This window comes from Flavobacteriales bacterium (assembly GCA_025210805.1).
In the GTDB taxonomy this organism is placed as follows: domain Bacteria; phylum Bacteroidota; class Bacteroidia; order Flavobacteriales; family CAJXXR01; genus JAOAQX01.
Genome location: JAOAQX010000032.1, coordinates 123,957 through 136,144 on the forward strand (window position 1 = coordinate 123,957; position 12,188 = coordinate 136,144).

Genomic DNA, 12,188 nt, shown 5'->3' on the forward strand with positions numbered 1-12,188 from the left:
AAAATATGAGCAATTTTAGACCTACTTCATTTAGTCTATTACCCAATATCATCAAAAATATCATCATCATTAATGTGATCGTTTGGCTTTACCTTACTAGCGGAATTGATGGAGATTTTGGTTTTAGCTTTATGGATCTTTTTGCCTTGCATTATTGGGAGAATGAACATTTCCAAATTTGGCAGCCGTTTACTTATATGTTTATGCATAAAGATACTTGGCATTTGGTGATGAATATGTTTACTATTTGGATGTTTGGGAACACCTTAGAAAACTTATGGGGGCCCAAAAGATTCCTTACTTTTTATCTTGCCACGGGAATAGGGGCGGGGCTTTTTCATCTCATTATTACGTATTTTCAGCTTCAAGGAGCTACAGATCTCATGGAGCAGATGTATTTAATCAATGTTCCAACTATTGGGGCTTCAGGAGCATTCTTTGGTTTGTTGATGGCTTATGGGCTTACTTATCCCAATTCTGATATCTATATCTATTTTCTATTTCCAATAAAAACAAAATATTTTGTAACGATAATAGGAGTAATAGAGCTTTACAGAGGATTTTCGGGTACGGCAGGAAATGTAGCCGTTTTTGCTCACTTGGGTGGAATGCTTGTTGGTTTCCTAATTATGAGATATTGGAAAAGTAGAAACCATTTGTATTGATAAAAAATGTTTCAGAAAAAATCCTTCTTCCAATTTAGGGTCTTGGTTTGGGCATATTTTTTATTGCTCATAGCAGTTAGTTTACTTTCTTTTCAGGAGGTACTACTTCCATTTGCACTACATGCCGATTATAGGATTTATCAATTTTTTACTTATCACTTGATTCATATAGATGTGTTTCATCTTTATGGAAACATGATATTACTTTTATTTCTCGTTCTTTTTTTAGAGAAATTCTGGAAGTACACCATGATCCTTCAGTTCTTTTTGGTGGGGATATTCTTTGGAGGTTTATTTTTTCTTTTTTGGGGAAAGAATGCTACGCATTTAATAGGGAATTCTGCCGGAATAAGTGCTTTAGCAACAGCATTACTCTGGTATTTTTATAGAGAAAATTATTATTTTGGTTCGGTCAAAATTCCCTATTGGTTATTGGGTGTGGGCGTTTTTTTATTGCATTTATATCCCATTTTGAACCCAATGTCTAGTGTGAGTATTGCGGCACATTTAGGAGGTTTTTTCGGAGGGCTTTTACTTGTTGGGGCTCATAAGTGGGTATTACCTTTATCACAAAAAAATAGAAAACTATATCAAAACGATGTCCCAAAGAATGATGAAGATTATAATCATTTGAAACATCAAAGATATTTGGAAACAGACAGAATCCTTGATAAAATAAGTAAACATGGAATAGCGTCTCTGAGTAAAGAGGAAGAGATATTTCTTAAAAACCAAAAAAAGCGATGAAAAAACGATTTCGTGCTTTCGCTCTTTTTCTTTTGAAAATGTTCTACTTGTTTGTGCTCGTAGCTTTTTTAATCAAGTATATTCCTCTGGAGTATTCAGGGTCTTTTTCGCTTTTGCATTTTGTCTTTCCCACAGTTTTGGTGGGTGTTTTTCTTCTTTTACTCATCAAGCTAATTTTTAAGGTAAAATGGCTTTGGTGGGATTATATTGCCTTATTGTTTTTGTGTTGGAATGTGAGTCAGTACTATCAATTTAATTCTTGGGAACTGCCTAATAAGGATGAGAAGGTTTTTAGTATAATGACTTTTAATGCCAAAAGTCTGCTGTATAAAAAGAAACATAGAGAAGATGATAACCATGATCAAATTCGTGATTTTGTCCTAAAAGAAAAACCAGATATCGTCTGTTTACAAGAAACTTACTGGCGAGATTGGAATTTTGGATATCCTTATGCTGGTAAATCGGGATCTTCTTATGTCATATTGTCAAAATTCCCGGTGATAAAACAAGGAATTGTACCTATAAAAGATGGGAGATTAAAAAGATATCATTTTGCAGATATTAAAATTCAAAAAGATACATTTAGAGTATATAATGTGCATTTATCTTCCTATCGCTTTAGCCAAAAAGATTATGATCTACTCAACGAAACCCAAAATATTGAGGAATCTGAGATCAAGGAAAGATCTTGGTCCATGCTTAGAAAACTCAATAGGGGAATTCTAAAAAGGCGTAAACAGCTTCTGAAACTTAAAAATCATATAAAAAAATCGCCTTATCCCACATTTATCATTGGGGATTTTAATGATATTTCCCACTCAAATACTTATCAGCAACTTTCAGAAAATTTAAAAGATTCCTATTTAGATGCAGGGAAGGGCTTAGGAAGTACTTTTCATGGTTTGAGTGTTCCGTTGAGGATTGATTATATTCTTTATCCGGATCATTTTTCTTGTATAAAACATGAAATTTTAGATCAAAAACTTTCCGATCACTTTGCGATAAAAGCTTCTTTTACCACAATGAATAAAATTAAATAATACCGTAAACAGTGGTATTACCTCACTATGGCAAATTTGGCTACTTCAGTCAAGTCACCATTTTCAGTTTCTATACTATATACAAGATAGACTCCTGGAGAAGCTTTTCTTCCATCATGAGTCATTCCATGCCAAACAAAGCGATTTCCTTGTGATTTCCCTTCAAAAACGACTCTTCCAGCCATATCTGCTATACGTACATCCGATTCATCAATCAGTCCATCAATAGTTATTGGACCTTGATACTCTGGAAGCACAGGATTTGGAAACACCAATACTTCTCGTTTAGTCTCTTCTACCCATTGAGCCTCGTCTCTGTAAGAAATAATTCCTTTATCTGTTGCAAAAAAAACGTTTCCAGATTTTTGATCCACTTCTACTTGTAAAACTGCATTAGAAAAAAGCGGAGAATTATCTTCTGTAAAATGCTTTAATTGTGTTTTTCCATCAGGACTTGTGAGGAATACTCCTTGTGCTGTGGCAAACCATTTTCTGTTTCCTCCATCTACTGCAATATCATAAATATTTTGACCCTTTAGCAGTATTTCATAATTTCCGTCAAAGAAAACGAGAATGTCTTTTGCATCAAAATTTTGATTTCTAAAAATTCTATTAGGGTTTGTAATGACACTCAAACCAGCTTTGGTTCCTATCCATACTTGCCCATTTCTATCCTCTGTAACACAATTGATTTCGCTACTAATTAGTTTACCATTTCCTGCTGAAGAATTGATTACTCTATAATTTTTTCCTTCTTGTTTCTCATCCAAAACCACGATTCCTGTTCCATTCGCAATAATCCATTTTTGGTTGGACTCTCTCATGGTTTCAATTGCGAGAATATCATTGGTAGCCCCAATACTGCTTCCAAAGGTGTATTCTGTCCATTTGCCATCTGGACTCAAGGAAACTACAGGATGAAAAGCTCCTTGGTTAGCAATCCAAAGCGTTTTATCTTTATCAAAATCAACATCTACAATGGCATTATATTTTGGGATCAATAAATGTTCATCCATTGGCGAATTTGAATAATTAAAAATGGTATCTTTTTCTAAATTTTTGAGTCTTACTAAACCATTAGAAAAACTTGCTACCCAATGGATCGATTCGTCATTGGGATCGGGTACAGTGGACATCACATCGCTAATATTAAAATGATCTGGCGAAAGATTTGTCCAGCGATTGTTTTTTAATGTTGAAGCGAGGTCTCTACTATATTTCGGAGAAGAATTAGGGAGTCTTCCACCGTGGCTGATATACATGGTTTCGTCTATAAATTCCATATTGTTTACAGCAAATGCATTGGGACCCGTTGGGGAGAAAAAGTCTGTTTGAAAATCTTTTTTCCTTATCAAACCTTTTCGAGAATCCATCGCCCATCCTATACCATCTTTATCCTTGAGTACATTTGAAACAAGTAAATTACCATCGTCAAAAAATAACTCTCTGTTTTCAAGTTTACTATCATAATACATTCCATGAAAACCAATACTCATTGCTACTTGATTATTGGCTGCCCGTTTCATCCCACGGACTTCAAAATCAATATGATTGGCAAAGGAATCTACAATACCTTCTTTATAGTTGTATTGTCTATTGTTGTTATATTTTTTGAGATTTCTCACATTAAAAATAAGATATTCATCCATTGCAATCATGTGTGAAATAGGGAGAGAGTCGGAAAAAATTGTACTAGGAAGCGGTACGGTATCCCATGTTTTGTAATAATTGATGTTTGGATGATTTATTGGAGCTTTCCATAACGTAAATTGGTTCCCAACAAAAAGTGTGTCTTGAAAAATAGCCGAATAATTTATTTTCTCTGGAGTAGAATTAGGTCCAATCAAATAAGTGTCGGCAATTTCCTGCTTTTTGAGGTTGAGTTTTACAATTCCAAAATCACAAGAAAGAAACGCATAATCTTGATAAATTTGGATATGATTGATAGTGCGTGATCCTGCTATATTTTTTGCTTGTACAATAGCTGGAATATTCACAACCTTTGAGTCCTTAATAAGATCAATATTTCCAGATTCGTAAGTAATAATGATGATCTTTAACCCTTGATGATAATTCAGGGCAGAAATTCCAGTTTCTGATAAACCGTCAAGTGTAGAAAACTTGGAAACTTGCTCTGTTTCTTTGTTATAATACACCAGTGCATCTCTACTAGCAGCAATTATTTTTTGATCTTTCTCAATGAGGTCAACACCATTTTGATAATTCAAATGATCTTCCCACTGAAAAATTCCTGTTTGTGCCTGAATTTGCAAAAAGCAAAATGAAAGAAAGCTAAAAAATATTTTTTTCATAAAATCTCGTTTCAAAAGTAGGGTTGTTTTTTTAGAGATTTAAGAAAATCCTATTACCTTTCAATTAGGTTATTGTCATTTGTTTTAGTCAGTTTTTTGAACGCTAAAATAAGAGAAAACTTTTGTGTTTTGATCCCTAAAAACAATCCTTCCGTAAATATAACCGAAAGAAAGAAAAAATAGTATATTTGACGGCTCATAAAATTGAATATCGTACAGTTTTATGCAGGAAATGGTCCCGTAGTTCAACTGGATAGAATATCAGATTTCGGCTCTGAGGGTTGGGGGTTCGACTCCCTCCGGGATCACTATTTATACAAAAGAAAGAGACGTTTTGTTACGATCTCTTTTTTTTTGTTTTATGAATTTGTCTTAATGAATAGTTGGTTTAGAAACAATGAAGTAGTAAGGAAAGTATTGAAAATAATACTAATAGAAAATTAAACCTTATTGCCTTATGTTTCCCAAATTATTTACCACATTGTTTTGTTTTAGTTTATTGGCTTGTCAGACGGTAGATAACTCTGAAGATCTCCCTTGCCCAGAAGTTGTTCTGTCTGGTTTAGCATGTAAAAAGAGTTTAGATGAACCCAATATTGAAAATTTATCGGGTTTTCAAACTTTTTATTATAGCGATGGAACCATCAAATCTCAAGGAAACTTGAATAATGGTATTCTTCATGGTTTTTGGATTTTTAAGTCATCCACAGGTCAGATTCTTTCCGAAGGAAATTACACCAATGGCAGATTAGATGGTTTTTGGAAAGTGTATTGGGAAAATGGTAATTTAAGAGAAGAAGGCCATTATCAAAATTGTTTAAAAAATGGTTTCTGGAAATTTTATTTTGAAGAAAAATCGAATGCGGTAAAACATGAAGGGAATTACCAAAATGATCAAAAGAATGGTTTATGGAAATCTTATGATATCCATCAGAATATCATTTATAATGAGACTTGTGGTGAATGATTTTTTCTATAATAAATAGTTTGTTTTTGAATTTTGAGTGCATACTGCTTATTTTAATATCTTGATTTTCCGTGAAAATTACACTTTTTATTAAAGTCTTTAAATACCTAAATTTTTACGATTTATAGTGTTTCTTATATTTTTTATGAAAGTAGTTATGGACGCAAAAAAACAGATAAATAAAATTGCATAATTCCATGGGAAATAAGGGATACTGTTGATGAATAATGGAAAGACAAATAAAAGAATGAAAGAAGTTATTAAGGTATATTTACTATAGGAAATAGTATTTAAGAATATGAGAACGATAAAAGTAAACCATATTAAACTGGATTGTTTTAAGCTCCAGTACTGACCGAAATACATCATTTGGTTATAATCAAAATCTCTTCGTACCATTAGGTAATGTATAAGATCTAATACAAGAGCACAAAAAGAAAAATATTTTACAATTTTATTACTCATTAATGTGCTCTATTTCTTGTTTGTGAAATCATACAATCCATGTCTGCTTAGTTCTTTTTCTCAATAGATAGAAGCAAGGTGTGGATAGATGAATCGGTAAACCAAATTTATATGAAATAATCGAAAAGTCATGAAGAGGCTTGGTGAAGTGTTGAATTGTAGTTGTTTGCGGTTTTAAGAATTGATAACGAAGCTATAGGTAAGTCAAAAAGGTTGGTATAAATGAATTATCCTCATAGATTTGTACGAATGTGCTTGATTGAAAAAATACTGAGCATTCATTATCTAATTTAAAAAAAAAATAACATGATGCGCACGGAAAATTTACTTGGTTTTATGATCTTAATGGAGTTAACAATCCTTGCCCTGTTGGGTACAGACCACCAACAATCACTGAGCTTCAGTCTCTAGGAAGTACTGAAGGAGCTTTGTTTTCAGGGGCTTTAAAAATTCCAAACTCTGGATTTATGGATCATATAGGGTTAACGAATGATGATAAAGAATTAGGTTCAAGTATATACCTCTGGACGAGTCAATCACTTTTTAATTCAGTAAGTGGTGTTGCTTTTAGAGCGACTTATTATGGAAGTTCTTCTAGTGGCTCTAATAATTTAGTTCAAGCTGCTTACTTTTTAACCATTGGGTACCCAATTAGGTGTATTCAAAACTAATACTAGTTAGAAAACTACAGAAAGCATAGAACAAGAATCGATTTTGTATTGGTTCTTGTTTTTTTTATGCAAAATTTCACGGTAGAAAGGCTCTTTTAAGTTTTTTTAAGATTGAGATGCTTGCTGCAGGGCTTACCTTTGTAAAAAGAAATCAAAAATTATGAAATTTTTAAAATACACTTTAGCTAGTTTGTTAGCGATCTTTATTTTTATAGGATCTTTCTTTTTATTCTTTCTCATTATCGGACTTTCATCAGGTGGAGAGGAAACAAGAAATATCACTAAAGAACATTTGTTAGAGTTAAACCTCAAGAAACCGATTGTAGAGCAAGGGGAGGAGTCTCCTTTTATGGAACTTGATATTCCAATTTTTTCAGATGCAATGCCATTAGGCTTGAACCAAATTTTAGAGAGTATAGATTATGCTAAGACCGATGATAAAATCAAAGGAATTTACCTATCATCAGAGTTTATTACTGCGGGAATGGCAAATACTACCGAAATTAGAGATGCTTTAGAAGACTTTAAAACTTCGGGTAAAAAAATATATGCTTATGCAGAATTTTTTACTCAAAAGAGTTATTACTTAGCATCGGTAGCAGATCATATAGCTATTACCCCTGTGGGAGCAATGGAGTTAAAAGGGCTTTCTACACAGGTGATGTTTTTTAAAGATTTCTTAGCAAAACTTGGGGTTTCACCTCAAATAATCCGTCATGGGAAATTTAAAAGTGCTGTAGAACCTTTTATGCTTGATAAAATGTCTGAGGCAAATTTAGAGCAAACAAAAACTTTTATAGACGAAATATGGAACAGCATTGCCACGAGAATAGCTGAAAAAAGAAATGTGAGTATTGAAGAAGTAAATGCTATTGCAGAAGATCTAAAAATTCAAACGGCTCAAGATGCTAAGGATTTTGGAATGATCGATGCAGTGTCTTATTTAAGTGAATTTGAAAACCAAGTGAAAACAGAATTATCTTGGAAAAAATTTAGAACAATATCTATAGGGAAATACCGACGAACGATTTCTAAGCAATACGCAAAAAATAAAGTAGCAATCATTTATGCAGAAGGGGAGATCGTTTCTGGAAAAGGAACCGATGGACAGATGGGTTCTGAAACCATTGTGGAAGCTATAAGGGATGCAAAAAAAGATAAAACAGTAAAATCTGTTGTACTAAGGGTAAATTCTCCTGGAGGATCAGCTTTAGCTTCAGATGTAATGTGGAAAGAGCTAAAGGAGCTCAAAGAAGAGAAGCCAATAGTTGTGTCAATGGGAGACGTGGCAGCCTCTGGAGGTTATTATATTTCTTGTATGGCAGATAAGATTTATGCACAAGATAATACCATCACAGGTTCTATAGGAGTTTTTGGTTTACTGTTTCATATAGAAGATTTGATGAAGAATAAACTGAATATTCACGTAGATCAATATAAAACACACAAATATTCAGACTTAGGAAATATATCAAGACCACTTTCTGAAGACGAAAAGAATATTATTCAAAAAAGTGTGGTAAATATTTATGATGATTTTATTACTAAAGTGGCTGATGGTCGAAAGATTTCAAAAGATTCTGTAGATGCCATAGGGCAAGGTAGAGTTTGGTCTGGTGTTCATGCAAAAAGCATTGGCTTGGTAGATGAATTAGGAGGTATAGACGAAGCTGTTGCAGAGGCAGCAAGACTTGCAGACTTAGAATCTTATGGAACGAAAGAGTTTCCAGAAATGAAAGATCCGTTTGAAATGTTTTTAAACGATATGTCGCAAGTGATGGTGAAAAAAGCAGGGCTTGAAAACCTTCAAATAATAGACAAAACAGCTAATTCATTGATTCAGATGACTCAAAAGGACCGTATTCAAGCAAGATTACCGTTTGAGATACAGATGTTTTAAAGAAGAACAACATATCATAAAAAAACGCTCAAAAGGATCATTCCTTTTGAGCGTTTTTTATGATGAAAAATTGACCGGAGGTTTTAAGAAAAAGAGCCTTCTTAAATTGCTATTCGCCAATATCAATTTTATTGAGTTCCTTTTTATATTTTTCGATATTTTTTACAACTTCTTTACTTGATTCTGGGAAATCGATATCGTATTTCTCTAAAGTTCTTAGGATAATTTCGGAAACTAAATAACGAGAATAAGGTTTGAAATCTGAAGGAATAACATACCAAGGACGATCTTTAAAAGAGGTTTCTTGGAGCATTTCTTCATAAGCGGTCATATAATCTTTCCAATATTTTCTTTCTTTGAGATCTCCAGCCTCAAATTTCCAATGCTTTTCGGGATTGTTCAAGCGTTCCATCAAACGATCTTTTTGAGTCTCTGGTGAAATATTGAGATAAAATTTTATCACAATCATTCCATTTTCTACCCAAGTTTTTTCAGCTTGATTGATTTGCCTATAGCGCATTGCCCAAAAATCCTCATCAATATCATCTACCGAATGAATATTGGGTAACTGAAGATTTAAGTTAATTTCTGGATGAACTCGAGTGACCAGTACATTTTCATAGTGTGTTCTATTAAAAACACCAATAAAACCCTTTGGCGGAAGCTTCTTATGATGTCTCCAAAGATAATCATGACTCAATTCTTCTTCTGTAGGACGCTTGAAAGCATGAACATGTACTCCAGCAGGATTTAATGGACCTATAACTCTTCTTATTAAGGAATCTTTACCAGCGGTGTCCATTCCTTGCAAACAAATTAATACAGAATGTTTTTCCTGAGCATAAAGTCGTTCTTGAATTCTTCTGATTTCTTTGCAATTCTTTTTTCGAAGTTCTTTCCAATGATCTTCGTCATGATGAGGAGCATCCGTATTGAAATCAATTTCGGAGCCCGGTAAAACTCTATATTTTTTGATATTCATAAAGTACAATGATTATTTTGCAGCAAACATTTCTACATCTGCTTTAGTAATGTCTTTATCAGAAAGGATGATTAATCTTTCTACCACATTTCTAAGCTCTCGGATATTTCCAGACCAGCTGTAAGATTCCAATAGTTTGATAGCATCTTTTTTAAATTCTTTTTGGGCAATTCCTTGTTCGTTGCAAATTTGCTTTACAAAATGTGTGACTAGTAGAGGGATATCTTCTTTACGATCATCTAAAGAAGGATTTTTGATGAGAATGACACCCAGACGATGGTAGAGGTCTTCCCGAAATTTTCCATCAGCTATTTCCTTTTTTAAATCTTTATTGGTGGCTGCTAATACACGCACATCCACTTTTATTTCCTTTTCGCCACCCACACGGGTTATTTTGCTCTCTTGTAGCACACGAAGAACTTTGGCTTGAGCCGAAAGACTCATATCACCTATTTCATCTAAAAATAGTGTTCCACCAGTTGCTGTTTCAAATTTTCCTTTCTTTTGCTTCACCGCAGAGGTAAAAGCACCCTTCTCGTGCCCAAAAAGTTCACTTTCTATTAATTCTGAGGGAATGGCAGCACAATTCACTTCTACCATACTAGAACCGCTTCGGTTGCTTTTCTCATGAATACCATGTGCAATAAGTTCTTTACCCGTTCCATTAGGTCCAGTGATGAGTACACGGGCATCAGTAGGAGCTACTTTATCTATCATATCAAGTACCTTTTTGATTGCTGGAGACTCTCCAATAATTTGGTACTTTCTACTTACTTTTTTCTTCAGAATTTTGTTCTCTACAATAAGATTCTTACGGTCTAAAGCATTGCGAATAGTCGTAATTAAATGGTTCATGTCTGGCGGTTTCGAAATAAAATCATAGGCGCCTTTTTTCATGCAATCCACGGCTGTTTCTATGTCACCATGCCCAGAAATCATAACCACGGCAGAGTCTGGACTTATTTTCATGCATTTCTCCAAAAACTCTACACCATCCATTTTGGGCATTTTTATATCACTCAAAATAAGATCGTAATATTCTTTCTCAATCAGTTTTGAAGCGTCTAAACCATTTTCTGCTTCTACCACCTGAAATTTTTTGTTTTCAGCCATGATAATTCTTTTCAGAACATTTCTAATGGCTTTTTCATCTTCTACAATTAGTATTTTTGTCATTTGAATTTCTATGCTTCAATTTATTCGAAACTAAGCAAAAAAAATGAAATTTCTGTACTTGGAATCGGCTTTCTTGTATATTACTTGATCTCGGTTTTATTTTTCATAAGCCGTAGATTTCGTTGGTTCTAAAATCCCTTCATCTACAAAACTTAGATAATCTTGGTCACAAATGATAATATGATCTAGTATTCTGATATTTAACAAGTCCAAGGCTTTCTTTACTCTCATTGTAGCGGTTACATCGTCATTGCTTATTTTTTTATTCCCAGAAGGATGGTTGTGAGCTAAAATAATGGCAGAAGCGTCATATAGAAGAGCATGTTTTAAAATGCTTCGAGAATCAAAGGCAACGCCATTCAAACCACCTTTTGCAATATTTTCTATTCCCAAAACTCTATTGGATGGGGTGAGGAAAGCAGCCCAGACTTCTTCGTGGGGTAGATGAAGTAAATATTTTCTAAAGAGGCTATAAATTTGATAACTACTAGAAATCTTTTTGCGTTTAAGCACCATATCTTGTTCATCTAATTTACGATTCGCAAGCTCAAAACAAGCCATCAAACTCACTGCTTTTGCAGGACCAATACCTTTATTCTGACAAAGCTCTTTTACGGTCAATTTAGAAAGTCTAAGAAGGGAATTTTGGTTTTTCGTTAAAATTTTTTTTGCCAATGCAACAGCGGACAATTCCCTAGTTCCAGAGCCTAAAATAATAGCCATTAGTTCGGATACCGAAAGACTAGATGCTCCATGAGCAATTAATTTTTCTCTTGGTTTTTCGTCATCTGTCCAATGTTTTATAGATTGATTCATTTTATTTGAAATATTTTTTGTGAATTTAATTAAAAATATAAACCCTTGTAATTATGTTTTCTACGGTTGGAGAAAATGACTAGTTAAATTTTTCATGCATTTTTTTAATTATTTCTTTTTTATTTTAAAATAGAACAAGTATATTTGCACCGCTTTTGTTGAAAAGCAAACGCAAAAACGGTCCGTTCGTCTAGGGGTTAGGACTCATGGTTTTCATCCATGCAACAGGGGTTCGAATCCCCTACGGACTGCTTTCTTTGAAATATAAAAGGAATGTGCTAAATTTGCAAACTTTTAACACAAAACGGTCCGTTCGTCTAGGGGTTAGGACTCATGGTTTTCATCCATGCAACAGGGGATCGAATCCCCTACGGACTGCTATATTTTACAAAAGAACAACAAACTAAACTAAAAACGGTCCGTTCGTCTAGGGGTTAGGACTCATGG

General features: G+C 33.8%; 10 protein-coding genes and 3 tRNA genes. 9 read left to right on the forward strand and 4 right to left on the reverse strand.

What is annotated here, in order from left to right; translation table 11 throughout:
• Positions 1–5 precede the first annotated feature (5 nt).
• The 3 genes from N4A45_12820 to N4A45_12830 are packed head-to-tail and all read left to right on the forward strand — an operon-like array spanning position 6 to position 2,452.
• On the forward strand, positions 6–665 hold the full coding sequence (locus N4A45_12820; GenBank protein ID MCT4666104.1) for a rhomboid family intramembrane serine protease: 660 nt from the start codon (positions 6–8) through the stop codon (positions 663–665).
• A 6-nt stretch (positions 666–671) separates the two neighbouring features.
• The gene (locus tag N4A45_12825; GenBank protein MCT4666105.1) at positions 672–1,412 is read left to right on the forward strand and encodes a rhomboid family intramembrane serine protease; all 741 of its coding nucleotides are present in this window, start codon (positions 672–674) and stop codon (positions 1,410–1,412) included.
• Complete coding sequence (locus tag N4A45_12830) at positions 1,409–2,452, forward strand: endonuclease/exonuclease/phosphatase family protein (GenBank protein MCT4666106.1); 1,044 nt, start codon at positions 1,409–1,411, stop codon at positions 2,450–2,452. The genes N4A45_12825 and N4A45_12830 overlap by 4 nt, the downstream gene beginning before the upstream one ends.
• Before the next feature lie 17 nt (positions 2,453–2,469).
• Here the strand turns inward: N4A45_12830 and N4A45_12835 are convergent, their stop codons facing one another.
• Positions 2,470–4,764 (reverse strand): hypothetical protein, encoded by a 2,295-nt coding sequence (locus N4A45_12835; GenBank protein MCT4666107.1) that lies wholly within the window; start codon positions 4,762–4,764, stop codon positions 2,470–2,472.
• A gap of 234 nt (positions 4,765–4,998) precedes the next feature.
• Here N4A45_12835 and N4A45_12840 point away from each other — a divergent pair.
• The 4 genes from N4A45_12840 (at position 4,999) to sppA (ending at position 8,767) form a co-directional block, all read left to right on the forward strand.
• Positions 4,999–5,072, forward strand: a tRNA-Arg gene (locus N4A45_12840).
• Between the two features lie 149 nt (positions 5,073–5,221).
• Positions 5,222–5,731 (forward strand): hypothetical protein, encoded by a 510-nt coding sequence (locus N4A45_12845; protein ID MCT4666108.1) that lies wholly within the window; start codon positions 5,222–5,224, stop codon positions 5,729–5,731.
• 932 nt (positions 5,732–6,663) lie between these two features.
• Entirely contained in the window at positions 6,664–6,867 is a 204-nt protein-coding gene (locus N4A45_12850; GenBank protein ID MCT4666109.1) for a hypothetical protein, read from the forward strand.
• A gap of 160 nt (positions 6,868–7,027) precedes the next feature.
• Entirely contained in the window at positions 7,028–8,767 is a 1,740-nt protein-coding gene (sppA, locus tag N4A45_12855; protein ID MCT4666110.1) for a signal peptide peptidase SppA, read from the forward strand.
• A 109-nt stretch (positions 8,768–8,876) separates the two neighbouring features.
• Here sppA and N4A45_12860 read toward each other — a convergent pair whose 3' ends face one another.
• The 3 genes from N4A45_12860 to radC form a co-directional block, all read right to left on the reverse strand.
• Positions 8,877–9,749: a polyphosphate kinase 2 family protein gene (locus N4A45_12860; GenBank protein ID MCT4666111.1), complete on the reverse strand. Its 873-nt coding sequence runs from the start codon at positions 9,747–9,749 to the stop codon at positions 8,877–8,879.
• Positions 9,750–9,761: 12 nt separating this feature from the next.
• Entirely contained in the window at positions 9,762–10,925 is a 1,164-nt protein-coding gene (locus tag N4A45_12865) for a sigma-54 dependent transcriptional regulator (GenBank protein ID MCT4666112.1), read from the reverse strand.
• A gap of 96 nt (positions 10,926–11,021) precedes the next feature.
• Positions 11,022–11,741 (reverse strand): DNA repair protein RadC, encoded by a 720-nt coding sequence (radC, locus tag N4A45_12870; protein MCT4666113.1) that lies wholly within the window; start codon positions 11,739–11,741, stop codon positions 11,022–11,024.
• A 179-nt stretch (positions 11,742–11,920) separates the two neighbouring features.
• Between radC and N4A45_12875 the strand changes: the two genes are divergently transcribed.
• Together N4A45_12875 and N4A45_12880 are read left to right on the forward strand one after the other, a co-directional pair.
• Positions 11,921–11,992, forward strand: a tRNA-Glu gene (locus N4A45_12875).
• A 55-nt stretch (positions 11,993–12,047) separates the two neighbouring features.
• Positions 12,048–12,119: transfer RNA gene (locus N4A45_12880), tRNA-Glu, on the forward strand.
• The last annotated feature ends 69 nt before the right edge of the window (positions 12,120–12,188 follow it).